This is a genomic window from Rhodococcus sp. 11-3 (assembly GCF_023704055.1).
Lineage (GTDB): Bacteria > Actinomycetota > Actinomycetes > Mycobacteriales > Mycobacteriaceae > Rhodococcus > Rhodococcus aetherivorans.
The window spans coordinates 4015913-4039563 of record NZ_CP080406.1 but is presented as its reverse complement, the minus strand read 5'-3'; the positions used below and the strand labels follow the sequence as shown (position 1 = coordinate 4039563).

Here is a 23651-nt window from a genome sequence, read left to right as displayed (position 1 = left end):
GCACGCGCTTCTCAGCCCCGCGCGAGGGTGACGAGCTCGGACAGGAGCTTGGCGACGGCGTCGGCCTCGGTGAGGAAGCCGTCGTGACCGTCCCGGGACTCGAGGACACGCAGCCCGTCGCAGCCGGGCAGCCCGTCGGCGATCTCCTGCTGCAGCCGCAGCGGGTACAGGCGGTCGGAGTCCACGCCGGCGACGATCGTCGGCACCGGGGTGGATCCGAGCGCGGCGGCCACGCCGCCCCGGCCGTGCCCGACGTCGTGCCGGTTCATCGCCTGGGTGAGCGCCACGTAGGTACCGGGATCGAAGCGGGCGACGAGCTTGTCGGCCTGGTGCTCCAGGTAGCTCTGCACCGCGTATCGGCCACCGTTCCAAGGGTTTTCACTCCCCTGGGGGGAGTTGGCGAAGCGGGTGTCGAGCTCGCCCTCGGTCCGGTACGTCAGGTGCGCGATCCGCCGTGCGATGCCCAGTCCGGCCCGCGGCACCCGTCCGGTTCCGTAGTAGTCCCCGCCTTGCCAGTCCGGGTCGGCGGTGATTGCGGCGATCTGCGTGGTCTGGGTGCCGATCTGGTCGGCGGTGGCGCGGGCGCCCACCGCCAGGACCAGGGCCGCCCGCACCCGTTCCGGATATCCGACGATCCATTCGAGCGTCCGCATGCCGCCCATGGACCCTCCGGTCACGGCGGCGAACCTGTCGATGCCGAGCGCGTCGGCGAGGGCGACCTCGGCGGCGACCTGGTCGCGCACCGTGATGCCGGGGAACCGGGAGCCCCACGCCTTGCCGTCCGGGGCGGTCGAACCGGGCCCGGTGGTGCCGCGGCAGCCGCCCAGCACGTTCGTCGCCACGACGCACCACCGGTCGGTGTCGATCGGCGCACCGGGACCGACCATCCCGGACCACCAGCCCGGCGACGGGTGCTCGGGCCCGGCGGGGCCGGTCACGTGCGAGTCCCCGGTGAGGGCGTGTTCGACGAGGACGACGTTGTCGCGGGTCGGCGACAGCCTGCCCCACCGTTGCACCGCCACCGTCACGTCGGGCAGGGTCGCGCCGCTCTCCAGCGCCAGCGGCCCGATGTCGACCGTGCCCAGACGGCCGTCCTCCGGCGGCAGCTCCACGTGGCGCCGGTCGACGCGCGCCGTCAAGACGCGACCGCCTCGAGGCCGGTGGTGATGTCGGCGAGGATGTCGTCGATGCCTTCGATGCCCACGGCGAGGCGGACCTGGCCGGGGGTGACGCCGGCGGCGAGTTGCTCGGTGGCGGTGAGCTGGGAGTGGGTGGTGGAGGCGGGGTGGATGACCAGCGAGCGGACGTCGCCGATGTTGGCGACGTGGCTGTGCAGGGTCAGTGCGTCGACGAACTTCTTGCCGGCGTCGACGCCGCCGGCGAGTTCGAAGGTGACGATGGCGCCGGTGCCGCGGGGGGCGAGCTGCCGGCCGCGCCGGTACCAGGGGGAGGAGGGCAGGCCGGCGTAGGCGACCGCGGTGACCTCGGGGCGGGTGGTGAGGAATTCGGCGACGCGGGCGGCGTTGGCGACGTGCCGTTCCATGCGCAGCGACAGGGTTTCCAGGCCCTGGGCGATGAGGAAGGCGTTGAACGGGGAGACCGCGGCGCCGAGGTCGCGCAGCAGTTGCACGCGGGCCTTGAGGGCGTAGGCGGGGGCGCCGAGGTCGGCGTAGACCACGCCGTGGTAGCTGGGGTCGGGGGTGACGAACTGGGGGTGCCGCGCGGTGCCGTCGGGGCCGGTGGCGGTCCAGTCGAAGGTGCCGCCGTCGACGAGGACGCCGGCGATGGCGGTGCCGTGGCCGCCGAGGTATTTGGTGGCCGAGTGCACGACGATGTCGGCGCCGTGCTCGAGGGGGCGGATCAGGTAGGGGGTGGCGACGGTGTTGTCGACGATCAGCGGCAGGTGGTGCTCGTGGGCCACCCCGGAGATGCCCGGCAGGTCGAGGAGGTGGTTCTTGGGGTTGGCGATGGTTTCGCCGTAGAAGGCGCGGGTGGTGGGGCGGATCGCGGCGCGCCACTGGTCGAGGTCGTCGGGGTCGTCGACGAAGGTGACCTCGATGCCGAGTCGGGGCAGGGTGTAGTGGAACAGGTTGTAGGTGCCGCCGTAGAGGTAGGGGCTGGAGACGAGGTGGTCGCCGGCGGCGGCGAGGTTGAGCACGGCGAAGGTTTCGGCGGCCTGGCCGGAGGACAGCAGCAGGGCGGCGGCGCCGCCTTCGAGGGCGGCGATGCGTTGTTCGACCGCGTCCTGGGTGGGGTTCATGATGCGGGTGTAGATGTTGCCCGGTTCGGTGAGGCCGAACAGGGCGGCGGCGTGGTCGGTGCTGTCGAAGGTGTAGCTGGTGGTCTGGTAGATCGGCAGGGCGCGGGCGCGGGTGTCGCCGCCGCCGGGCTGGCCCACGTGGATCTGCTTGGTCTCGAAGCTCCAGCCGTCTTCGCGCCGGGTGTTCTCGCTGTCGGTCATGATGTCCTTCTGGCCGTGGTCGGGAGGTCGGGGCGGCTAGGGGCGACAGCTCATGATCACAACCCTCATGACGAATACCTCCATCGGACCGGCTTGTCGTGCGGCGTGGCGCCGGACGACCGGGTCATCACCCGGAGCACCCCACCCTGGCCGGAGGGTTGCCGACCAGCAAGCCGGGGCTTCACGCTGGTACTCATGACCTGGCGCGAGTCTAGCGGCTCGAACGGATGCTTCGGTAGGCGACCCATACCTCCCGGCGGGAGGCGCCTGAGCAGGCGAAAGTTACCCGCCGGTAGCCCGGGGCCCGCTTGGCGGACCGGGTCGATAGCAGTACGCTCGTCTTGTTTGGATCGTGTTCCGCACGTGTGAGCACGCCATAAATGGTTCATTGAGCCGACCACGATCGCACCCACAAAGTGCGATCGACTTGGGACCAGGGACACTTCCTAGGAGGACGCGAAGCGCACATGTCCAAGATCAAGGTTGAAGGAACGGTCGTCGAACTCGACGGCGACGAGATGACCCGCATCATCTGGCAGTTCATCAAAGACAAGCTGATCCATCCCTACCTGGATGTGAATCTCGAGTACTACGACCTCGGCATCGAGCACCGCGATGCAACCGACGACCAGGTCACCGTCGACGCAGCCAACGCCATCAAGAAGCACGGCGTCGGCGTCAAGTGCGCCACAATCACTCCCGACGAGGCCCGGGTCGAGGAGTTCGGCCTGAAGAAGATGTGGCGCTCGCCCAACGGCACGATCCGTAACATCCTGGGCGGCACCATCTTCCGTGCCCCGATCATCATCTCCAACGTGCCCCGCCTGGTGCCCGGCTGGACCAAGCCGGTCATCGTCGGCCGTCACGCCTTCGGTGACCAGTACCGCGCCACCGACTTCAAGGTCGACCGCCCGGGCACCGTCACCATCACCTTCACGCCGGAGGACGGCAGCGAGCCGATCCAGCACGAGGTGTGCCATATCCCCGAGGACGGCGGCGTCGTCATGGGGATGTACAACTACAAGAAGTCCATCCAGGACTTCGCGCGGGCCTCGCTGTCCTACGGTCTGCAGCAGAACTACCCGGTCTACCTCTCCACCAAGAACACGATCCTCAAGGCCTACGACGGCATGTTCAAGGACGAGTTCCAGCGGATCTTCGAGGAAGAGTTCAAGGCCGAGTTCGATGCCGCGGGCCTGACCTACGAGCACCGCCTCATCGACGACATGGTCGCCTCCTCGCTCAAGTGGGAGGGTGGCTACGTCTGGGCCTGCAAGAACTACGACGGCGACGTCCAGTCCGACACCGTCGCGCAGGGCTACGGCTCGCTGGGCCTGATGACGTCCGTGCTCATGACCCCGGACGGCAGGACCGTCGAGGCCGAGGCCGCGCACGGAACCGTCACCCGGCACTTCCGGCAGCATCAGGCGGGCAAGCCGACGTCGACCAACCCGATCGCGTCGATCTTCGCCTGGACCCGTGGCCTCGAGCACCGCGGCAAGCTCGACAACACCCCCGAGGTCATCGACTTCGCGCAGCAGCTCGAGGACGTCGTCATCAAGACCGTCGAAGCGGGACAGATGACCAAGGACCTCGCCCTGCTCATCGGCCCCGAGCAGGCATGGCTGACCACCGAGGAGTTCCTCGCCGCGCTCGACGAGAACCTCCAGAAGGCCCGCGCCTGACGCACGGACCGCACACGACGGGACGCCCCCCACCGGGGCGTCCCGTCGTCGTTTCGGGTCCGGCCCGTCGGCTACCGTGACCGTCGTGCCTCACGTCATCACCACCGTCAACGTCAACGGCGTCCGTGCCGCCGCCGGCAAGGGCCTGCTCGCGTGGCTGGCCACCGCGCAGGCCGACATCGTGTGCCTGCAGGAGGTGCGCGCCACCGAGCAGCAGTTCCACGCGGCGATCGCGCCCGCCCTCGACGCCGGGTGGTACGTGGTGTCCGCCGAATCGGAGGCCAAGGGCCGTGCCGGGGTCGCGATCCTGTCGCGGCGCCCGGCCGACGCCTCGCGCATCGGGTTCGACGAGGACGAGTTCGCGGCCTCCGGCCGGTACGTCGAGGCCGACTTCGGGGAGGTGACCGTCGGCAGCCTGTACCTGCCCACCGGCGAGGCCGGCACCCCGAAGCAGGAGGAGAAGGAGCGGTTCATGGCGTCGTTCGCCACGCACCTGAACCACCGCGCCGCCGAGGCCGGGGCCGCGGCCCGGCACATGGTGGTGTGCGGGGACTGGAACATCGCCCACACCGAACGCGACATCAAGAACTGGAAGGGCAACGTCAAGAAGTCCGGATTCCTGCCGAGCGAGCGCGCGTGGCTCGACACGCTGCTCGCCGACGGCCGCTGGGTCGACGTGGTGCGCGCCCTGCACCCGGACGTCGACGGCCCGTACTCGTGGTGGTCCTACCGGGGCAAGGCGTTCGACACCGACGCCGGCTGGCGGATCGACTACCACCTCGTGACGGCGGAACTGGCCGAGCGGGCGAAGGAGGCCCGCGTCGAGCGTGCCGCCACCTATGCCGAGCGGTGGTCGGACCACGCCCCGGTCACCGTGCAGTTCCGCTGATCCGGGCGGATCCGCCGATCGGAGCCGACCTCCCGCGAGCGGCTCTCCGCGCACGTGAAAGTATCGACAACCATGGCGAGCACTGCAGAACAGAACACCACCGCGCCGACCGCCCGGCCCCGGGTGCTGTCGGGTATCCAGCCGACCTCCGACTCGTTCCACCTCGGGAACTTCCTCGGCGCGCTGCAACAGTGGGTTCCGTTGCAGGACGAGTTCGACGCCTACTACTTCATCCCCGATCTGCACGCGATCACCGTGCCGCAGGATCCGAAGGGGCTGCGCCGGCGCACCCTCCGCGCTGCCGCTCAGCTGCTCGCCGTCGGCATCGACCCGGACCGGTCGGTGCTGTTCGTCCAGAGCCAGGTGCCCGAGCACGCCGAGCTGGCGTGGGTTCTGAGCTGCATCACCGGATTCGGCGAGGCCGGCCGGATGACGCAGTTCAAGGACAAGTCCGCCAAGGAGGGGACCGAGCACGCCAGCGTCGGCCTGTTCACCTATCCGGTGCTGATGGCGGCGGACATCCTGCTGTACCGCCCGCAGCGCGTGCCGGTGGGGGAGGACCAGCGCCAGCACCTCGAGCTGACCCGTGATCTCGCGCAGCGGTTCAACACCCGGTTCGGCAAGACGTTCGTCGTTCCCGAGCCGCAGATCATCAAGGGCACCGCCAAGATCTACGACCTGCAGAACCCCACTGCGAAGATGAGCAAGTCCGCGGCCACCCCGGCCGGTCTGATCAACCTGCTCGACGATCCGAAGGTGTCGGCGAAGAAGATCAAGTCGGCGGTGACGGACAACGAGCGCGAGATCCGTTTCGACCTCGAGAACAAGCCCGGCGTGAGCAACCTGCTCACCATCCAGGCCGCCCTGTCCGGCCGGCCGGTCGACGAACTCGTCGCCGGCTACGCGGGCAAGGGGTACGGCGACCTCAAGGCCGACACCGCGGAGGTGCTCACCGAGTTCGTCGTGCCGCTGCAGGCGAAGGTCGACGAGTACCTCGCCGACGAGGCGGAACTGCTGCGCATCCTGTCGACCGGCGCCGACCAGGCCCGCGAGGTGGCTTCCCGGACACTCGGGCAGGTCTATGACAGGGTGGGATTCCTGCCCCGCAGGTAGCCGGGGGCGTGCCCCGCACACAGCCCGGGGCGACGGAACGCGGAAGGAGTTGCCCACCGATGGCCGACGATTCCACCGAACCGTCGAAACCGGGATTCGTCGACCGGCAACGAGCAGCGCATCCGTCGCTCGACCACCTGGTGCGGGCCGGCCTGCGGTACCAGGAGCAGAAGGGCGACTACTACGCCGCGGGGATCACGTATTTCAGTGTGCTGTCCCTGATTCCCATCCTGATGCTGTCGTTCTCGGTGGCCGGTTTCGTGCTCGCGGGCCGGCCCGAGACCCTCGAGCAGCTGCAGACCGCGATCGCCCAGAACATCCCCGGCGAACTCGGTGCGACGGTGCAGGGTCTGGTGGACTCCGCGATCGCCTCCCGCAGCGCCGTCGGAACACTGGGCCTGCTCACCGCCGCGTATGCGGGGATCGGCTGGATCACCAACCTGCGGGACGCGCTCACGGCGATGTGGGACCATCCGCATGTCAAGGACGGGTTCGTGCGCACCAAGGTCAACGACGCGCTGACCCTCCTCGGCCTGGGCCTCGCCATCGTGGCGTCGCTGGCCCTGTCGGCCGCGAGCAGCGGCCCCGTCATGGACCTCTTCGTCGGGGTGCTGCGGCTCGAGAACGTGCCCGGCATCGGGGTGGCGCTGACGGTGGCGACGATCGCCATCGCCGTGTGCGCCACGTGGTTGCTGTTCACCTGGGTGATCGCCCGGCTGCCCCGGGAGCCCGTCACCTTCCGCAGCGCGATGCGGGCCGGCCTGCTCGCCGCCGTGGCGTTCGAGGTGTTCAAGCAGGTCGGCTCGATCTACCTTTCCCGGGTCACCAGCGGCCCCGCCGGGGTGGCGTTCGGCCCGATCCTCGGCGTGCTGGTCTTCGCGAACCTGACCGCCCGGATGGTGTTGTTCGCCACGGCGTGGGCGGCATCGTCCAAGGAGAATCTGGTCATGGCCCACGTGCCGCCGCCGGAGCTGGCTCGGATCACGCCGCGGGTGGAGGTGCACGAGGGGCCCGGCCTGCGCGGCGGTCTGGCGCTCGTCGGTGCCGGGGCCCTCGGCGGGGTCCTGCTCAGCGAGCGCTCGCGCGCCATTCGTCGAGCTGTGCGATCGCGGCTTCGGCGGTAGCGACCGCCTCGTCGCGGTCGACGCGGGCGAGCAGCAGCGTGCTCAGCGACAGCGACGCCAGCACCCGTACCCGGCGGGCCAGCGCCTCGTCGTCGGCGGCGGGGTCGAGGGCGCGCAGCGCGTGCGTGAACGCGGTGGTCAGTTCGGCGCGGTAGGCGGTGACGACCGCGCGTTGCGTCTCGTCGTGGGCCGCAAGGCCGGCGGTGCTGTTCAGCAGCAGGCAGCCGCGGCGCGGCGAGTCGTCCGGCAGGGCGGCCACGGTGCGGGCCAGTGCCCGGAAGTAGTGTGCCGCGGCATCGGGCGCGGTGGGCTCGTCGGTGAGGACGCGCAGCCGGGGTCGCACCACGCGGTCGAGGTAGTCGCGGACGGCGGCGTCGAACAATCCGCGCTTGCTGGTGAAGGCGTTGTAGAGGCTCGACCGGTTCAGCCCCGTCGCCCGCTCGAGCTCGGGGACGGAGGTGGCCTCGAAGCCTTTGTCCCAGAACAGATCCCGTGCCCGTTCCACGACGTCTGCGGTGTCGAACTCCGGTGGCCGTCCCATGTGCCCTTCCGTTCCCCGTTGTGCAAAGACCGTTCCAGTATATATTGGAACGGTCAGTTCAATACTTCGGAGGCGCCCGGGGACAGCTCCCGGCGGCTCGGCACGTGAGGAAGGTTCACGCCCTGTGACCTCGAGTACCCAGATCCAGCTGGTCCGACGCCCCGTCGGCTGGCCGACACACGACGATTTCCGCACCGTGACGGTCGATCTGCCCGACCTCGGACCCAACCAGGTCCGCGTCGTCAACGAGTTCGTCTCGGTCGATCCCTACATGCGGGGGCGGATGAACGACGTCAAGTCCTACATCCCGCCGTTCGCGCTGGGGGAGACCATGACCGGCGGCGCGGTCGGCCGCGTCGTGGAGTCGACGTCGCCGGCCCACCCGGTCGACTCGGTCGTGCTGCACGACCTCGGCTGGCGCGACGTCGCGCAGGGCGACGCCGCGGCCTTCCGCGTGGTGGACGAGCTTCCGGGCGTCCCGAACTCCGCGTACCTCGGCATCCTCGGCCTGACGGGACTGACCGCCTACGTCGGCCTGATGCACATCGCCCGCATGCAGCCGGGCGACACCGTCTTCGTCTCCGGGGCCGCGGGCGCCGTGGGCACCGCCGTCGGACAGATCGCCCGGCTCGAGGGCGCGACCCGCGTGCTCGGCTCCGCCGGATCCGCGGACAAGGTCGCGATGCTCACCGAGCGCTACGGCTACGACGACGCGTTCGACTACAAGTCGGCGCCCGTGCGGCGCCAGCTCCGCCGTGCGGCACCCGACGGCATCGACGTGTACTTCGACAACGTCGGTGGCGACCACCTCGAAGCCGCGCTCGACGTCCTGCGCGACGGTGGCCGGGCCGCCCTGTGCGGCGCGATCGCCCTGTACAACAACACCGAGCGCACGCCCGGGCCGGACAACATGGCCAACATCATCACCCGCGGCCTGACCCTGCAGGGCTTCACCCTCGGCCACTACACCCACCTCTTCCCCGAATTCGCGGCGAAGATGGGGCCGTGGCTCGCCGCCGGCGACGTGGTGTTCGACGAGACGATCGTCGACGGGATCGACAACTCGGTCGATGCCTTCCTCGACCTGATGCGCGGGCGCAACGTCGGCAAGATGCTCGTCCGTGTCGCCTGACGTCCGGGGCCGGAACGGCCGGCGTCGCGCAGCGGAAGATTCGCTGCAGTATCGGGCGGGCACGCACCCCCGGCCGTAGAGTCGGGCGCATGAAAGCCGTCCAGTACACCGAGATCGGCTCCGAGCCGGTCGTTGTCGACATCCCCACCCCGACGCCCGGGCCGGGTGAGATCCTGCTGAAGGTCACCGCGGCCGGGCTGTGCCACTCGGACATCTTCGTGATGGACATGCCGGCGGCGCAGTACGCCTACGGCCTGCCGCTCACCCTCGGCCACGAGGGTGTCGGCACCGTCGCCGAACTCGGCGAGGGCGTCACGGGATTCGGGGTGGGGGACGCCGTCGCCGTGTACGGGCCGTGGGGCTGCGGTGCGTGCCACGCCTGCGCGCGCGGCCGGGAGAACTACTGCACCCGCGCCGCCGACCTGGGCATCACGCCACCCGGTCTCGGCTCGCCCGGATCGATGGCCGAGTACATGATCGTCGATTCGGCGCGCCACCTCGTCCCGATCGGAGACCTCGACCCGGTCGCCGCGGCGCCGCTCACCGACGCCGGTCTGACGCCGTACCACGCGATCTCCCGGGTCCTGCCGCTGCTGGGGCCGGGCTCGACGGCCGTCGTCATCGGTGTCGGTGGGCTCGGCCACGTCGGCATCCAGATCCTGCGCGCCGTCAGCGCGGCCCGCGTGATCGCCGTCGACCTCGACGACGACCGTCTCGCCCTCGCCCGCGAGGTCGGCGCCGACGCGGCGGTGATGTCGGGCGCCGGTGCGGCGGACGCGATCCGGGAACTGACCGGCGGTCAGGGCGCGACGGCGGTGTTCGACTTCGTCGGCGCCCAGTCGACGATCGACACGGCGCAGCAGGTGGTCGCGGTCGACGGGCACATCTCGGTCGTGGGCATCCACGCCGGCGCACACGCCAAGGTCGGGTTCTTCATGATCCCGTTCGGCGCCTCCGTCGTGACCCCGTACTGGGGCACCCGGGCGGAACTGATGGAGGTCGTCGCGCTGGCCCGCGCCGGCCGGCTGGACATCCACACCGAGACGTTCACCCTCGACGAGGGGCCGGCGGCGTACCGGCGGCTGCGCGAGGGCAGCATCCGCGGCCGCGGCGTGGTGGTTCCCTGAAACGGGTGAAGGTCCCCGTCGCCCGGTGGAACCGGGTGACGGGAACCTTCACCGTGGAGCACAAGCAGATCAGCGGGCGAACAGCAGCGCGCGCTTGACCTCCTGGATCGCCTTCGTCACCTGGATGCCACGGGGGCACGCGTCGGTGCAGTTGAAGGTGGTGCGGCAGCGCCACACGCCCTCGACGTCGTTGAGGATGTCGAGGCGCTCGGCGGCACCCTCGTCACGGCTGTCGAAGATGAACCGGTGCGCGTTGACGATCGCGGCGGGGCCGAAGTAGCTGCCGTCGTTCCAGTACACCGGGCACGAGGTGGTGCAGCACGCGCACAGGATGCACTTGGTGGTGTCGTCGAAGCGGGCCCGGTCGGCCTGCGACTGGATCCGCTCGCGGGTCGGCTCGTTGCCGGTGGCGATGAGGAACGGCTTCACCGCGCGGAACGCGTCGAAGAAGGGTTCCATGTCGACGACGAGGTCCTTCTCGACCGGCAGGCCGCGGATCGGCTCGACGGTGATGGTCACCGGCTTGCCGTCCTTGGGCAGCATGTCCTTCATCAGGATCTTGCAGGCCAGGCGGTTGACGCCGTTGATCCGCATGGCGTCCGAGCCGCACACGCCGTGCGCGCAGCTGCGGCGGAACGTGAGGGTGCCGTCGAGGTAGCCCTTCACGTACAGCAGCAGGTTGAGCATGCGGTCCGACGGCAGCGCCGGAACCTGGAAGCTGTCCCAGTGCTGACCCTTGCCGTCCTCGGGGTTGAACCGCGCGATCTTGAGGGTGACCATGGTGGCACCCTCGGGCACGGGAGGCAGGTTCGAGACGTCGGCTTCGTTCTTCTCGAGGGTTGTCATCAGTACTTCCGCTCCATCGGCTCGTAGCGGGTCTGCACCACCGGCTTGTAGTCCAGGCGGATGGGGGAGATCAGCTCCGTCCCCTCCTTGTAGGCCATGGTGTGCTTGAGGAAGTTCTCGTCGTCGCGCGTCGGGTAGTCCTCGCGGGCATGGCCGCCGCGCGACTCCTTCCGGTTGAGCGCACCGGCGACGGTGACCTCGGCCATTTCGAGCAGGAAGCCCAGCTCGACGGCCTCGAGCAGGTCGCTGTTGTAGCGCTTGCCCTTGTCCTGGACGGTGATGTTCTTGTACCGCTCCTTCAGGGCGTGGATGTCCTCGAGCGCCTTGCTGAGCGTCTCCTCGGTGCGGAACACCGAGGCGTTGTTGTCCATGGACTGCTGCAGCTCGCTGCGGATGTCCGCCACGCGCTCCTTGCCACCGGCACCCAGGATCCGCTCGAGCCACTCCACGACGTTGCGGGCCGGGTCCTCCGGCAGGTCCACGTGGTCGTGGGTGTTCGCGTACTCGGCGGCCGCGATGCCGGCGCGGCGGCCGAACACGTTGATGTCGAGCAGCGAGTTGGTGCCGAGGCGGTTGGCGCCGTGGACGGAGACGCAGGCGCACTCGCCGGCGGCGTAGAGGCCCGGGACCTCGTCCTCGTTGTTGCGCAGCACCTCACCGTTGATCTTGGTGGGGATGCCGCCCATCACGTAGTGGCAGGTCGGGTACACCGGCACGAGCTCGGTGACGGGGTCGACGCCGAGGTAGGTGCGGGCGAACTCGGTGATGTCCGGGAGCTTCTCCTCGAGGACGTCCTCACCGAGGTGGGTCACGTCGATGTAGACGTAGTCCTTGTTCGGGCCGGCGCCGCGGCCCTCGAGCACCTCGAGCACCATCGAACGGGCGACGATGTCGCGGGGCGCGAGGTCCTTGATGGTGGGGGCGTAGCGCTCCATGAAGCGCTCGCCGTCGGCGTTGCGGAGGATGCCGCCCTCGCCGCGCACGGCCTCGGAGATCAGGATGCCCAGGCCCGCGAGTCCCGTCGGATGGAACTGGTGGAACTCCATGTCCTCGAGCGGCAGGCCCTTGCGGAAGATGATGCCCATGCCGTCACCGGTGAGGGTGTGCGCGTTGGACGTCGTCTTGTACATGCGGCCCGAGCCGCCGGTCGCGAACACGATCGACTTGGCATGGAAGACGTGAATCTCGCCGGTGGCGAGCTCGTACGCGATGACGCCGGTCGCGACGGGGCCTTCGGGGGTTTCCGTCAGCGCGATGTCGAGCGCGTAGAACTCGTTGAAGAACTCCACGTCGTGCTTGACGCAGTTCTGGTAGAGCGTCTGCAGGATCATGTGGCCGGTGCGGTCGGCCGCGTAGCAGGCGCGACGCACCGGGGCCTTGCCGTGGTCACGGGTGTGGCCACCGAACCGGCGCTGGTCGATCTTGCCCTCGGGCGTGCGGTTGAACGGAAGCCCCATCTTCTCGAGGTCCAGCACCGCATCGATGGCCTCCTTGGCCATGATCTCCGCCGCGTCCTGGTCGACCAGGTAGTCGCCACCCTTGACGGTGTCGAAGGTGTGCCACTCCCAGTTGTCCTCCTCGACGTTCGCGAGGGCGGCGCACATGCCGCCCTGGGCGGCGCCGGTGTGGCTGCGGGTGGGGTAGAGCTTGGTCAGAACTGCGGTGCGGGCGCGGGGGCCGGCCTCGATGGCCGCACGCATGCCGGCGCCGCCGGCACCGACGATGACCACGTCATAACGATGTTCCTGCATGAAGTCGTAGCTCCCCTAGCTCGCAACGATGTTGGGGTCGAAGGTGAAGATCACATAGGTGCCCAGGCCCATGATCAGGATCATCGACACGACCAGGATCGTGTTGAGCCAGAATCGGGTCGAGTCCTTGCGGGAGTAGTCCGCGATGACCGTGCGCAGGCCGTTGCCGCCGTGCAGCTGGGCGAGCCAGAGCATCGTCAGGTCCCAGAACTGCCAGAACGGGCTGGACCAGCGGCCGGCGACGAACGCGAAGTTGATGCGGTGCACGCCCTCGTCCAGCATCAGCATGATGAACAGGTGGCCGAGCACCAGGATGATCAGTGCAAGGCCGGACAGGCGCATGAACAGCCACGCGTAGAGCTCGAAGTTGTTCTTCGCGGCGCGGCGCGGGGAGCGCGGGTTGTCCAGGCTGGCCGGGCGGTCGTACGCCGTGCCCAGAGTCTTCGCTTCAGTCATGTCAGTGCCCAATTCTTCGTCGCTGCGCTCATGTCAGTGCCCCGCAAACATGTTGTAGAAGATGCGACCGGCGGCGGGGATCATCACCACGAACCAGATCGCCAGGATCGTCCAGAGCATCACCCGCTGGTACTGCGGGCCCTTGGACCAGAAGTCCACGAGCATCACGCGCAGGCCGTTGAGGGCGTGGTAGAGCACCATCGCCACCAACCCGAGCTCCATGAGACCGACGACGGGATTCTTGTAGGTCTCGATGACACTGTCGTAGGTCTCGGGATTGACCCGGACGAGTGCCGTGTCCAGGACGTGAACGAAAAGGAAGAAGAATGTCGCCACGCCTGTGATCCGGTGCAGAACCCAGGACCACATGCCCGGGTCTCCCCGGTAAAGCGACCGTGTGCGCCCCGGTGCGGGAGCGGCTTCAGTCGTGCTGCTCATCGAGTGCTGTGCCTCCAACGTCAATGGTGGACGCGTCGAGCCTCTCCAGCCTCTGGGGGATTCCGCAGCACGGGCTCGACGTGAACCTGAACCGACTTGGACCGACTTTAGTCCTATCCGAAAGTCGGGAACTAATTCGAGTAGCGGTTCGTACGGCCTCCAAATAACAAGTTAGGTTTGCCTTTCCAACTGTGATCTGGCCCGGCCGGGCCGGTGAACCGTGGAATCGGCCACCGTGACAGGATGGACAACCATGCCGGACGTAGACTGGAAAACCTTGCGCGCCAAAGCACATGAGGTGATGGGCCGCGCGTACGCGCCCTACTCCCGATTCCCTGTGGGGGCCGCGGCACTGGTGGACGACGGACGGATCGTCGTCGGATGCAATGTGGAAAATGTCTCACACGGAGTGGGTCTGTGCGCCGAATGTGTACTGGTCGGTAACTTGATTTCCGGTGGTGGCGGGCGGTTGCGGGCCGTCGCCGTCTGCGATGCCCGCGGGGCCGTCCTGAGCCCGTGCGGACGCTGCCGGCAGATCCTCCTCGAACACGGCGGCCCCGAGCTCGAGGTCGACACGCGCCGCGGTCCGCGCCCCATCGCCGAGCTGCTGCCCGACGCGTTCGGCCCCGGTGACCTGGACGCGGTGCGCGAGGCGGGAGGTGCCGACCGTGCCTGACGCCCTGTCCATCATCACCCGCAAACGGGACGGCAAGGAGCTCAGCGGAGCCGAGATCGACTGGATCGTCGAGGCGTTCACGCGTGGTGTCGTCGCCGACGAGCAGATGGCCGCCCTCGCGATGGCCGTCTACTTCCGGGGCATGACGCGCGCCGAGACGGCCCGCTGGACCACCGCCATGATCGACTCGGGCCGGCGGCTGGACTTCACCGGCCTGGGCCTGCCCACCGTCGACAAACACTCCACCGGCGGTGTGGGCGACAAGATCACCCTTCCGCTGGCCCCGCTCGTCGCCGCCTGTGGCGTCGCCGTGCCGCAGCTCTCCGGCCGCGGACTCGGCCACACCGGCGGCACCCTCGACAAGCTCGAATCGATCCCGGGCTGGCGCGCCGAGCTGAGCATCGCCGAGATCGCCGAAATCCTCGCCGACCCGGCGGTCGGCGCCGTCGTCTGCGCGGCCGGCGCCGACCTCGCCCCGGCCGACCGCCGGCTCTACGCCCTGCGCGACGTCACCGGCACCGTCGAGTCCATCCCCCTGATCGCCAGCTCGATCATGAGCAAGAAGATCGCCGAGGGCACCGGCGCCCTCGTCCTCGACGTCAAGGTCGGTTCCGGGGCCTTCATGAAGGACCTCGGCGACGCCCGGGAACTCGCCCGCACCATGGTCGAGCTGGGCGAGGACGAAGGGCTGCACACCGTCGCGCTCCTCACCCGGATGGACGTCCCGCTCGGCCGGACCGCGGGCAACGCCCTCGAGGTGCGGGAGGCCGTCGAGGTGCTCGCCGGCGACGGCCCGCCCGACGTGGTCGAGCTGACCCTCGCCCTCGCCCGCGAGATGCTCGCCGCCGTCGGCCGGGACGACGTCGACCCCGCGGACAAGTTGCGCGACGGCACCGCCATGGACCGGTGGCGCGCGATGATCGCCGCGCAGGGCGGCGACCCCGACGCGCCCCTGCCGGTCGCCCGGCACACCGAGGTGCTGCGCGCACCCGGCGACGGCGTGCTCGCCGAACTCGACGCGATGGCGGTGGGTGTGGCCGCGTGGCGGCTCGGCGCCGGCCGCGAACGGCAGGGCGAACCCGTGCAGGCCGCGGCGGGGATCGAGCTGCACGTCAAGCCGGGGGACCGGGTCCGCGCCGGGGACGTGATCGCCACCCTGCACACCGACACCCCGGCGAAGTTCCCCGCCGCGATGGCGACGCTCGGTGAGGGCGTGCACATCTCCGACTCCACGCCGGCGACACGGCCGCTCGTCGTCGAGCGGATCACCGCCTAGCCGACTACCGTCGGGGCATGACGGAGCCGGCGACGACGACACTGACCGAATCCGCGCTGCGGACCGCGCCGAAAGTGCTTCTGCACGACCACCTCGACGGCGGTCTGCGGCCGGGAACCGTACTCGAGTTGGCCGATGCCTGCGGCTACCGGCTGCCGGCCGGCACGGAACCCGAGCTGGCGCGCTGGTTCCGGGACTCGGCCGACAGCGGCTCGCTCGAGCGGTACCTCGAGACGTTCGCGCACACCGTGGCCGTCATGCAGACCCCGGACGGCCTCGAGCGGGTCGCCCGCGAATGCGTGCTCGACCTCGCCGCCGACGGCGTCGTCTACGCCGAGGTCCGCTTCGCTCCCGAGCAGCATCTCGAGCGGGGGCTGGACCTGGACTCCGTGGTCGAGCACGTGCTCGAGGGGTTCCGGTCGGGGGAGTCCGCGGTGGAGGCCTCCGGCGCCCAGCCGATCCGGGTGCGGCTGCTGCTCACCGCGATGCGGCACGCGGCCCGGTCCCGGGAGATCGCCGAACTCGCGGTGCGGTTCCGCGACCGCGGCGTCGTCGGGTTCGACATCGCCGGTGCCGAGGCCGGCTACCCACCGAGCCGGCATCTCGACGCCTTCGAGTACATGCGCGCCGCCAACGCGCACTTCACGATCCACGCGGGGGAGGCCTTCGGGCTGCCGTCCATCCACGAGGCCATCGCGTTCTGCGGCACCGACCGCCTCGGCCACGGCGTGCGCATCGTCGACGACATCACCGTCGCCGCGGACGGCACCGCCACCCTCGGCCTGCTGGCGAACTACGTGCGCGACAAGCGGATCCCGCTCGAGCTGTGCCCGAGTTCGAACGTGCAGACCGGCGCCGTGGACACCCTCGAGCAGCATCCGTTCGACCTGCTGGCGCGCCTGCGGTTCCGGGTCACCGTCAACACCGACAACCGCCTGATGAGCGACACGACGATGAGCAAGGAGATGATGCGGCTGGTCGAGACGTTCGGGTACGGGTGGTCCGACCTGGAGCGGTTCACGATCAACGCGATGAAGTCCGCGTTCCTGCCGTTCGACCAGCGGCTCGAGCTCATCGACGACGTGATCAAGCCCGGCTACGCCGTCCTGATCGGCTGACAGTCCCCTCGTCGGACAGTACCCTCGGCGGACCTCACCTCGTAGGGTCGAGGTATGGGCGATCGCGTCCCGCCCTCGGCAACTCTCGGCGACGTGCTCGCCGCGCGCCGGCGGCGCCGGTTCGTCGGTCGTTCGGCCGAGCTCGAACTCGTACGTGCCGCCCTCGACTCGCCCCGGCCCCCGTTCTCGGTGCTGTACCTGTACGGGCCCGGAGGGATCGGTAAGACGAGCCTGCTCGACGAGGTGGCCGATCTCGCCGTCGGGGCCGGTTCGGTCCTCGTGCGTCTCGACGGGCGGGACCTCGTTCCCGCCCCGGCCGCCGTGCTCGCCTCGTTGGCGGAGCATCTCGACCTGGACGCGGATCGAATCGCCACCGCCTCCGGGCAACGGCTGGTGATGGTGATCGACACGTACGAGGCACTCGCACCGATCGACGGCTGGATCCGCCGGGATCTGTTGCCGCGGTTGCCGGACAGCGCGGTGACCGTGATCGCGGGGCGGAGTCCGCCGTCGCCGCAGTGGCGCTCGGACCTCGCATGGGGCGATCTGCTGCGGGTGGTGTCGATGCGCAATCTCGCACCCCGGGAGAGCGTCGACTACCTGCGCGCCGTCGGGGTCCGGGACGACCTGCACGACCGCCTCTGCCGCGTGGCACACGGCCATCCGCTGACGCTGTCGTTGCTCGCCGACGCGGTGCTCCGCGGCGGACGTGCCGACGCGGATCCGCTGAGTCCCGACCTCGTGGGGACGCTGCTGCGCCGGTTCGTCGACGAGGAACCGGGCACCGTGCATCGCCGGGCCCTGGAAGTGTGCGCACTCGCACGCGTGACCACCGAATCGCTCCTGCGGGACGCGCTGGGCACCGGCGACGACTGCGCCCACGACGCATTCCGGTGGCTTCGGGGCCTCTCGTTCGTCGAGACCGGGGCCGACGGCCTCCATCCCCACGACCTGGCCCGGGACGTCATCGACGCCGACCTGTGGTGGCGGGACGCCGACAGCTATGCCGACGTCTTCCGCCGGGTGTGGCGGCACATCCACCGAACCCTCGACTCGGCGACCGGCCGACGGCAGCAGCAGGCGATCTTCGACCTGAAGTTCGTGTTCCGTCACCTCGCCGGCGTGCTCTCGCCGGTGCAGTGGGAGAGCTGGGGCCGGTACTATCCGGAACCCGCCACCGCCGCCGAGCACGCGGCGGTCGTCGAGCTGATCCGGACCGCGGAGGGAGCCGAGTCCGCCCGGCTCGCGCAGCGGTGGCTCGACCGGCAACCGGACGGCTTCTTCGTTCTGCGCTGCCCGGACGGAACCGTCCGCGGAGTGATCGGGCTGCTGGACCTCACCCGCGCCTCCGAAGAGGACCGGGACCGCGACCCCGGGGCCGCGGCGGCATGGCGGGCCGCGCGGCGAGGCACGCCGGTGCGCGAGGGCGACGTCGTCACCCAGACCCGATTCGTCGTGGACCGGGAGACGTACCAGGATCCCTCGCCGACGCTCAACGCGGTCCCGATCCTCACGATGCAGCGATACCTCACCACCCGGGGCCTCGCCTACGACGTGCTCGTCCTGGCCGAGCCGGACCGGTGGGACGACTACTTCGCCGTCGCCGACCTCCCACGGGTCGACGGCGGCGACTTCGTCGTCGGTCCCCGCCGATTCGGCCTGTTCGCCCACGATTTCCGGCGCGTCCCGGTCGGCGCCTGGCTCGAACGGGTGACGGAACGGGCGCTGGCCCGCGGTCCGTCGCCGCCGGTGCCCAGCGCACCCGTGCTGCTCGTACTCTCCCAACCCGAGTTCGCGCAGTCGGTCAAGCAGGGCCTGCACGACCTGCGGCAGCACGCTCTGCTCGCCCGCAATCCCCTGCTGCGCACCCGGTTGCTCCACGACCGGGCCGGCGCCGGTGAACCCGACGTCGCGCTGCTCGAGCAGGTGCTGCGCGACGCGGTCGCCACCCTCGCCGACCATCCCCGCGACGACAAACTGCTGCGGGCCGTGGACCGGACGTATCTGCGGCCGGCGGCGACCCAGGAGTCGGCCGCGGCAGCGCTCGGACTGCCGTTCAGCACCTATCGGAGGCACCTGGCCACCGGGGTGGAGCGGATCGTGTCGTGGCTGTGGGACCAGGAGGTGTACGGCCGCCGGCAGTGAGCACAACCGAGCACCGAACGGACTGGTGACCGAGCAGATTCCGGACGCATGCTTCTCGCACTCGAACGAGGAGGTGCCGGAAATGGTGACACGTATCGGTGATCGCGCCGTGGTCCTCGGCGCGGGAACGGCCGGTCTGCTCGCCGCGCGGGTGTTGTCGGATGCGTACTCGGACGTGGTGGTGATCGATCACGACAGACTGCCGGACGGTGCCGCGGCACGGCGCTGCGTACCGCAGGGTCGGCACATCCATGTGCTGGTGGCCGGCGGGATGCGCGCGATGGAGGAACTGCTGCCCGGGCTCACCGCCGATCTCGTCGGCGACGGTGCACCGATGGTGGACCAGTGCGGCGACGTGCGCTGGTATCTGGGTGGCCACCGCCTCCGGCAGGCGGAGAGCGACCTGACGGCGGTGAGCGCGAGCCGGCCGAATCTCGAACATCGGGTGCGGTCCCGCGTCGCCGCACGTCCCGGAGTGCGGATCGTCGATCGTTGCGACGCGCTGGGATTGACCGTGAGCCGGGACGGCCGAAAGGTCACCGGCGTGCGCGTGCTCCGCCGGGCGGACGGCAGCGTCGAGGAGGTTCTCGACGCCGATCTCGTCGTCGACGCCACCGGCCGTGGTTCGCGAACCCCGGCGTGGCTCGAGCGGCTCGGATACCACCCGCCCGAGCGGGAGGAGGTGCGCGTCGACCTCACGTACGTCACGCGCACCTACGCCTCCGATCCGGCACTCATGGGCGGCGACCTGGGGATTCTGCTCGCGCCGTCGCCGCCGTACCCGCGCGGTGCCGCCATCCAGACGATCGAGAACGGTCGCTGCCTCGTGACGGCGGTGGGCATGCTCGGGCACCGGCCCCCGTCCTCGCCGGACGGCTGGGTGGACTTCCTGCGGTCCCTGCCCCGCCCGGACGTGTACGACGCGATCCGGGACGCCGAGCCGCTCGACGCGCCCCGGTCGTACCACTTTCCGGCGAGTCGGCGGCAGCGCTACGAACGGTGCCGGCGGCTGCCGGAGGGACTGCTGGTGACCGGCGACGCCGCATGCAGTTTCAACCCGATCTACGCGCAGGGAATGAGCGTCGCGGCGTTCGAAGCCGGGCTGCTCGCCGAACACCTGAAGGGCGGCCGGGAGCCGGACCCGCATCGATGGTTCCGGGATATGGCGAAGGTCGTCGACGTGCCCTGGGACATGGCCACCGGCGGCGACCTCGCCTGGCCGCAGGTCGAGGGCCGGCGCAGCGCGAAAGTGCGCCTGGCCAACCGCTACCTGCCGCTCGTCCACGCCGCCGCCGCGCAGGATCCCGAGGTGGTCCGCGCATTCTTCCGCGTCGCGGCGATGGTGGATCCGCCCGGGACGCTGTTCGCCGCGCCGGTGGTCGGGCGGGTGCTCCGCCGGACGATCAGTGCTTGTGCAGCCGGGTCTCGAACTCCCGCTCGAGAGCCCGCCACGCCTCGGCCTCCGCGGTGAACGGCGCGCTGGGCGCGAGCCGCGTCGGATCCGGCTCGAGCACGTAGTTGACGAACCAGCCCAGCTCCGTCGACCCGGCCAGCGCGGCGTCGGTGCTGTCGTCCTCGGCGTAGTTCGCGGCGTCGGTGAACAGTTCGACCGCCAGATCCAGCTGATCGGCGTCCACCGCCTCCGTACCGTGCTCGATGTCGTCCGCGATCCCGGGCAGCACGTACACGTTCTCGTCCGTCACCTCGACCTCGAGGGAACCGTCCGTCGCCGCGTGCCGGATGTCGTCGTAGGTGCTGAGCGCCGCCAGATCGTGGTCGTGGTGGTCGGCCAGGTAGCGCGCCAGCGCCCGCTCCGTGGGGAACACGAGGATCGTCCCGTCGCGGCCGAGGAACAGCGCGTCGTCGTCGAGGTAGCAGCGCAGGGTGAACCACGTGCCGTCGGAGGCGATGATCTTGACCGGGTCGATTCCGACCGCCGTCCAGAAGCTCGTGTCCTCGTTCTCGTCCCCGTCGACGAACTCGTATTCCTCGTCCTCCGCCTCCTCGGCGGCGTCCTCGGCCTCGACGATGTTCTCCTCGGCCGCGACGAGTTCCGCCTCGGCCTCGGCGACGAGCCCGGCGTCGACCTCGGGGGACGTCACGACGGCGTCGAGCGCGTCGATCACCCCGTCCCAGTCCTCGGCGACGGCGGAGCCGACCCGGTTCCACAGCTCCCCGCCCTCGCGGCCCTCGAACGCCGCGACACCGTGGCTCAGCAGCGCCTCGATCTCCGCCCGTTCGAAGAACTTCGTCACCGACTCGAGCTCGCACACGTCGCCGAGGACGGAGACGATGTCGAACGTGTTCTGCAATTCGGCGACGGACTCCGGGTCCGCGTCGTCCGCCACCAGTTCCGGCACGCCGATCAGGTCGTACGAATGGCTCTCGTCCGGCTCGAACTCCTCCGCGGAGAGTTTCGCGACCACCGGCCAGGCCGGATGCTCGACGAGGTCGTTGTCGGCGCCGGAGCGGACGAACGCGACGAGCTCGGCCACCGCACCGAACGCGTACAGATCGTCACCGTGGCCGAGGAACGCCTCCCATTCGTCGTCGCCCTCGCGCCACCGCGGCGCCCAGAGGGTCACGACGTCGCCGTCGGTGAGACCGAGCTCGATCGGGACGATGTCTCCAGCCATGGTCGCCAAGCCTAGCCATGTCCCGGCCGAAGACATAGCTGGGCGCCGATGAGACGACCGTCACCCGAGTGCACCGCGGAGTTCCCCGAGCAGACGAGCTCGTTCGGCGGCGGCGGCCCGTGCCGCCTCGTGCGTCGTGGCCAGGATCGATGCCGCCACGTCGCGCGCGTGGAGCCCGCTCAGCGCCTCGTCGAGCCACAGCCGGGTCAGGGCGCCGTTGCCGTCCACCTCGGCCCGCACGAGGCCGTCCGGGCTCGTCGCGGCGCCCGACACCACGCCGAGTGCGGCCACACAGTCCTGCAGGGCCCCGAGCCGCGTGCGCACACCGTCCACGATCTCCGTGATCCGCTGATCGCTCGCCGACATCGCGCTCACCACCCGGTCGCCGACGGAGAGCCGGCCGTCCGCGCGTCGTCGCGGCGTGCGCGCTGCACGTCGTCGTGGGTGGGCAGTCCCAGCCGGTTCAGCAGTCCCTCCGGCATTCCCCTGCCCGCCAGCTCCTCTCGGTGCAGCGCGGCGGCCTCGAGTGTCGCGCGACGGCACAGCGACACGATCTGTTCGGCCAGTTGTGCTGCCCCGTAACGTAGTTCGCTCTTATCGATGTGCAGGTCGACGGGCAGGCCCTGTTCGGTGGTGCGCACCGAGACGGTGCCGGACCGGTTCCGGGCGGTCGCCGTCGTGATGGTCGTCTCCGCGGTGTCCATACCCGGTTGGACGCGACGCCGCGCCCCTCGGTTCCCGGCCTAGCCGGTGGGGCCGGTGGGACGGAAGAAGCCCTGGAACCCCATCCCGCTGTTCGTGGTCCGGATCGGCGACAGCTGCACCGGGTCGCCGGCCTCGACCATGAGGCCGTTTCCGACGATCATCGCGACGTGCCCGTCCCACACCGCGAGGTCGCCGGGCTGCACCGCGCTCGCCTCGACGGGGGTGCCGACGTCCTGCTCCTGCGCAAGGCGCGGAATCTGCACCCCGGCCTGCCCGTACGCCCACTGGGTCAGGCCGCTGCAGTCGAGGCCCTGCCCCGGTGCGGTGCCACCCCACACGTAGGGCGTGCCCTGCTGGGAGAGCGCGTGACGCACCGCCTCGGCCGCCGCCCGATTGGGTGCCACGGCAACGCTGCCGTCGGGCAGCCGCACCTCGGTGCCGTTGCCGCCGAAGGCCCGCAGCTCGCCGGCCGGTGAGGCGGCCGGATCGCCGGCCGTCGGTGCTGCCGGTGCGGGCTCCGAGGGCATCAGCTCCGCCATCCTGGTCGTCTGCTCGGCGAGCGACGAGGTGACCCGGGTAAGCACGTCGAGCCCGGCCGCGATGTGCTCGATCGCCGCGACCAGCAACATCATCTGCCCCTGCGGTAGCGCCGCCAGGGGAGCGGAGCGCTCGGCCAGCGTCGTGAACGATTCGATCAGCCGGGCGATTTCGGCTGCACCGGTCAGGACGGTCGTGGTCGCGTCCGCCGCGACGTCGGCGATGGCCGTCCCGCGGTCGGCGGCGGCGACGAGGTCGGCGAGCGCCCGCTCGCCGCTGCGCACGGCCGTCTCCGCCGCGGCCCCCGCCCAGTCCCACGCGAGTTCGCCCAGCGCAACCCGGCCCACCGAGTGCACGCCGTCGACCAGTTCGGCGCACGACCGCAGCACGGCGGCCGGGTCGGTGCCGACCGCTCCGGCGCCGAACGCCGACAACAGCTCGGCCAGGGGAGCGGTGAGCAGATCCGCCCCCGGCGCCGCGGTCACCGCGGGGCCCCGGCGGCGTTCAGCCGTGCCGCCTGGGCGGCGACGACGCGTTCGTAGGCGGCCGCGGTGGCACCCGCGATGGCGCCCATGGCGTCGAAGGTGTCACCGAGACGGGTCAGTTCCGCTCCGTGGCCGCGGTGGGTGGCCGCGAACGCGGCGAGGAACTCGGCGCCGACCGGGCCGAACACCGTCGCGAGCGGTGCCGGATCGGCCGCGCGTGCGTCGGCGGCGGCGTCGTGCAGCCGCTCGCCCAGGGCCGCGGCGGTGTGCCCGAACGCCGCGATCGTCCCGGGCCGGGCGCGTACCACCTCGTGGTTGCCGTTGCCGGTGCCTGCGTCCATTCGGCCTGCTCCCCTCCGTGGAAACGGATCGTCCTTCCACCGCTTGGACGCAGCGGGCGGCGGCCCGGTTCCCTGCGGCCCCGCGGTACGGACGCCACGGGCGAGCGCGTCCCGCTGTCCCGCCACGCAGAGGGCGAACTTGTTCCCCGTCACGGGGTGTGGGACCGTG

23 protein-coding genes and 1 riboswitch are annotated in these 23651 nt (G+C 70.3%); of the genes, 11 read left to right on the top strand and 12 right to left on the bottom strand.

Annotated features, from left to right (window positions below):
* Positions 1–11: 11 nt before the first annotated feature.
* Positions 12–1139: a homoserine O-acetyltransferase gene (locus tag KZJ41_RS18910; protein WP_029544736.1), complete on the bottom strand. Its 1128-nt coding sequence runs from the start codon at positions 1137–1139 to the stop codon at positions 12–14.
* Positions 1136–2461 carry a bifunctional o-acetylhomoserine/o-acetylserine sulfhydrylase gene (locus KZJ41_RS18905; protein ID WP_231772666.1) on the bottom strand — a complete coding sequence of 442 codons (1326 nt, stop codon included), beginning with the start codon at positions 2459–2461 and terminating at the stop codon, positions 1136–1138. The genes KZJ41_RS18910 and KZJ41_RS18905 overlap by 4 nt, the downstream gene beginning before the upstream one ends.
* An 85-nt stretch (positions 2462–2546) precedes the next feature.
* A riboswitch (SAM riboswitch) is annotated at positions 2547–2662 on the bottom strand.
* A gap of 266 nt (positions 2663–2928) precedes the next feature.
* On the opposite strand from KZJ41_RS18905, the gene KZJ41_RS18900 reads away from it, so the two are divergent.
* The 4 genes from KZJ41_RS18900 to yhjD all read left to right on the top strand — a co-directional run bounded on the left by KZJ41_RS18900 (position 2929) and on the right by yhjD (position 7272).
* Positions 2929–4146 (top strand): NADP-dependent isocitrate dehydrogenase, encoded by a 1218-nt coding sequence (locus tag KZJ41_RS18900; protein WP_006939696.1) that lies wholly within the window; start codon positions 2929–2931, stop codon positions 4144–4146.
* 85 nt (positions 4147–4231) lie between these two features.
* Positions 4232–5035: an exodeoxyribonuclease III gene (locus tag KZJ41_RS18895; protein WP_251549412.1), complete on the top strand. Its 804-nt coding sequence runs from the start codon at positions 4232–4234 to the stop codon at positions 5033–5035.
* 72 nt (positions 5036–5107) lie between these two features.
* A complete protein-coding gene (trpS, locus tag KZJ41_RS18890) occupies positions 5108–6148 on the top strand; it encodes a tryptophan--tRNA ligase (protein ID WP_251549410.1) in 1041 nt (346 codons plus the stop codon).
* Between the two features lie 59 nt (positions 6149–6207).
* Positions 6208–7272: an inner membrane protein YhjD gene (gene yhjD / locus KZJ41_RS18885; RefSeq protein ID WP_043801408.1), complete on the top strand. Its 1065-nt coding sequence runs from the start codon at positions 6208–6210 to the stop codon at positions 7270–7272.
* Here yhjD and KZJ41_RS18880 read toward each other — a convergent pair.
* Positions 7217–7813, bottom strand: coding sequence for a TetR/AcrR family transcriptional regulator (locus tag KZJ41_RS18880; protein WP_231772668.1), 597 nt, complete (start codon positions 7811–7813; stop codon positions 7217–7219). The genes yhjD and KZJ41_RS18880 overlap by 56 nt on opposite strands.
* A gap of 124 nt (positions 7814–7937) precedes the next feature.
* Between KZJ41_RS18880 and KZJ41_RS18875 the strand changes: the two genes are divergently transcribed.
* Positions 7938–8945 (top strand): NADP-dependent oxidoreductase, encoded by a 1008-nt coding sequence (locus KZJ41_RS18875; protein ID WP_072635623.1) that lies wholly within the window; start codon positions 7938–7940, stop codon positions 8943–8945.
* 89 nt (positions 8946–9034) lie between these two features.
* Positions 9035–10072: an NAD(P)-dependent alcohol dehydrogenase gene (locus KZJ41_RS18870; protein WP_050035496.1), complete on the top strand. Its 1038-nt coding sequence runs from the start codon at positions 9035–9037 to the stop codon at positions 10070–10072.
* A gap of 69 nt (positions 10073–10141) precedes the next feature.
* Here the strand turns inward: KZJ41_RS18870 and KZJ41_RS18865 are convergent, their stop codons facing one another.
* Genes KZJ41_RS18865 through sdhC form a run of 4 tightly spaced genes read right to left on the bottom strand, consistent with a single transcriptional unit; the run spans position 10142 to position 13563 of the window.
* A complete protein-coding gene (locus KZJ41_RS18865) occupies positions 10142–10918 on the bottom strand; it encodes a succinate dehydrogenase iron-sulfur subunit (RefSeq protein ID WP_003935736.1) in 777 nt (258 codons plus the stop codon).
* Complete coding sequence (gene sdhA / locus KZJ41_RS18860; RefSeq protein ID WP_006939688.1) at positions 10918–12669, bottom strand: succinate dehydrogenase flavoprotein subunit; 1752 nt, start codon at positions 12667–12669, stop codon at positions 10918–10920. Before sdhA ends, KZJ41_RS18865 begins: the two co-directional genes overlap by 1 nt.
* A 15-nt stretch (positions 12670–12684) precedes the next feature.
* Positions 12685–13125: a succinate dehydrogenase hydrophobic membrane anchor subunit gene (locus KZJ41_RS18855; protein WP_029544728.1), complete on the bottom strand. Its 441-nt coding sequence runs from the start codon at positions 13123–13125 to the stop codon at positions 12685–12687.
* 33 nt (positions 13126–13158) lie between these two features.
* Entirely contained in the window at positions 13159–13563 is a 405-nt protein-coding gene (sdhC, locus tag KZJ41_RS18850; RefSeq protein ID WP_072635622.1) for a succinate dehydrogenase, cytochrome b556 subunit, read from the bottom strand.
* Positions 13564–13816: 253 nt separating this feature from the next.
* Here sdhC and KZJ41_RS18845 point away from each other — a divergent pair, with 253 nt between their 5' ends.
* From KZJ41_RS18845 to KZJ41_RS18825, 5 genes are all read left to right on the top strand, one after another.
* Positions 13817–14239, top strand: coding sequence for a cytidine deaminase (locus KZJ41_RS18845; RefSeq protein WP_029544723.1), 423 nt, complete (start codon positions 13817–13819; stop codon positions 14237–14239).
* Entirely contained in the window at positions 14232–15515 is a 1284-nt protein-coding gene (locus KZJ41_RS18840) for a thymidine phosphorylase (protein WP_029544721.1), read from the top strand. Before KZJ41_RS18845 ends, KZJ41_RS18840 begins: the two co-directional genes overlap by 8 nt.
* A gap of 17 nt (positions 15516–15532) precedes the next feature.
* Positions 15533–16633, top strand: coding sequence for an adenosine deaminase (locus KZJ41_RS18835; RefSeq protein WP_006939677.1), 1101 nt, complete (start codon positions 15533–15535; stop codon positions 16631–16633).
* Positions 16634–16687: 54 nt separating this feature from the next.
* On the top strand, positions 16688–18778 hold the full coding sequence (locus tag KZJ41_RS18830; RefSeq protein WP_231772669.1) for an ATP-binding protein: 2091 nt from the start codon (positions 16688–16690) through the stop codon (positions 18776–18778).
* 82 nt (positions 18779–18860) lie between these two features.
* On the top strand, positions 18861–20249 hold the full coding sequence (locus KZJ41_RS18825) for an NAD(P)/FAD-dependent oxidoreductase (protein ID WP_029544717.1): 1389 nt from the start codon (positions 18861–18863) through the stop codon (positions 20247–20249).
* Here the strand turns inward: KZJ41_RS18825 and KZJ41_RS18820 are convergent.
* Genes KZJ41_RS18820 through KZJ41_RS18800 form a run of 5 tightly spaced genes read right to left on the bottom strand, consistent with a single transcriptional unit; the run spans position 20182 to position 23482 of the window.
* Positions 20182–21414: a hypothetical protein gene (locus tag KZJ41_RS18820; RefSeq protein WP_006939675.1), complete on the bottom strand. Its 1233-nt coding sequence runs from the start codon at positions 21412–21414 to the stop codon at positions 20182–20184. The genes KZJ41_RS18825 and KZJ41_RS18820 overlap by 68 nt on opposite strands.
* 60 nt (positions 21415–21474) lie before the next feature.
* Positions 21475–21780 (bottom strand): YbaB/EbfC family nucleoid-associated protein, encoded by a 306-nt coding sequence (locus KZJ41_RS18815; protein ID WP_006939673.1) that lies wholly within the window; start codon positions 21778–21780, stop codon positions 21475–21477.
* Positions 21781–21785: 5 nt separating this feature from the next.
* Positions 21786–22118, bottom strand: a complete 333-nt coding sequence (locus KZJ41_RS18810) for a hypothetical protein (protein ID WP_006939671.1) — start codon at positions 22116–22118, stop codon at positions 21786–21788.
* 39 nt (positions 22119–22157) lie between these two features.
* Complete coding sequence (locus tag KZJ41_RS18805; protein ID WP_029544713.1) at positions 22158–23141, bottom strand: C40 family peptidase; 984 nt, start codon at positions 23139–23141, stop codon at positions 22158–22160.
* Positions 23138–23482 (bottom strand): hypothetical protein, encoded by a 345-nt coding sequence (locus tag KZJ41_RS18800; RefSeq protein WP_029544711.1) that lies wholly within the window; start codon positions 23480–23482, stop codon positions 23138–23140. Before KZJ41_RS18800 ends, KZJ41_RS18805 begins: the two co-directional genes overlap by 4 nt.
* Positions 23483–23651: the final 169 nt, after the last annotated feature.

Bases quoted from the DNA above. Each gene is read 5' to 3' on its own strand.
- KZJ41_RS18800 (WP_029544711.1), bottom strand. From the start codon at position 23,482: ATGGACGCAGGCACCGGCAACGGCAACCACGAGGTGGTACGCGCCCGG.
- KZJ41_RS18810 (WP_006939671.1), bottom strand. From the start codon at position 22,118: ATGGACACCGCGGAGACGACCATCACGACGGCGACCGCCCGGAACCGG.
- KZJ41_RS18905 (WP_231772666.1), bottom strand. From the start codon at position 2,461: ATGACCGACAGCGAGAACACCCGGCGCGAAGACGGCTGGAGCTTCGAG.
- KZJ41_RS18835 (WP_006939677.1), top strand. From the start codon at position 15,533: ATGACGGAGCCGGCGACGACGACACTGACCGAATCCGCGCTGCGGACC.
- trpS (WP_251549410.1), top strand. From the start codon at position 5,108: ATGGCGAGCACTGCAGAACAGAACACCACCGCGCCGACCGCCCGGCCC.
- KZJ41_RS18900 (WP_006939696.1), top strand. From the start codon at position 2,929: ATGTCCAAGATCAAGGTTGAAGGAACGGTCGTCGAACTCGACGGCGAC.
- KZJ41_RS18880 (WP_231772668.1), bottom strand. From the start codon at position 7,813: ATGGGACGGCCACCGGAGTTCGACACCGCAGACGTCGTGGAACGGGCA.
- sdhA (WP_006939688.1), bottom strand. From the start codon at position 12,669: ATGCAGGAACATCGTTATGACGTGGTCATCGTCGGTGCCGGCGGCGCC.
- KZJ41_RS18825 (WP_029544717.1), top strand. From the start codon at position 18,861: ATGGTGACACGTATCGGTGATCGCGCCGTGGTCCTCGGCGCGGGAACG.
- KZJ41_RS18815 (WP_006939673.1), bottom strand. From the start codon at position 21,780: ATGTCGGCGAGCGATCAGCGGATCACGGAGATCGTGGACGGTGTGCGC.
- sdhC (WP_072635622.1), bottom strand. From the start codon at position 13,563: ATGAGCAGCACGACTGAAGCCGCTCCCGCACCGGGGCGCACACGGTCG.
- yhjD (WP_043801408.1), top strand. From the start codon at position 6,208: ATGGCCGACGATTCCACCGAACCGTCGAAACCGGGATTCGTCGACCGG.
- KZJ41_RS18845 (WP_029544723.1), top strand. From the start codon at position 13,817: ATGCCGGACGTAGACTGGAAAACCTTGCGCGCCAAAGCACATGAGGTG.
- KZJ41_RS18830 (WP_231772669.1), top strand. From the start codon at position 16,688: ATGGGCGATCGCGTCCCGCCCTCGGCAACTCTCGGCGACGTGCTCGCC.
- KZJ41_RS18820 (WP_006939675.1), bottom strand. From the start codon at position 21,414: ATGGCTGGAGACATCGTCCCGATCGAGCTCGGTCTCACCGACGGCGAC.
- KZJ41_RS18855 (WP_029544728.1), bottom strand. From the start codon at position 13,125: ATGACTGAAGCGAAGACTCTGGGCACGGCGTACGACCGCCCGGCCAGC.
- KZJ41_RS18870 (WP_050035496.1), top strand. From the start codon at position 9,035: ATGAAAGCCGTCCAGTACACCGAGATCGGCTCCGAGCCGGTCGTTGTC.
- KZJ41_RS18865 (WP_003935736.1), bottom strand. From the start codon at position 10,918: ATGACAACCCTCGAGAAGAACGAAGCCGACGTCTCGAACCTGCCTCCC.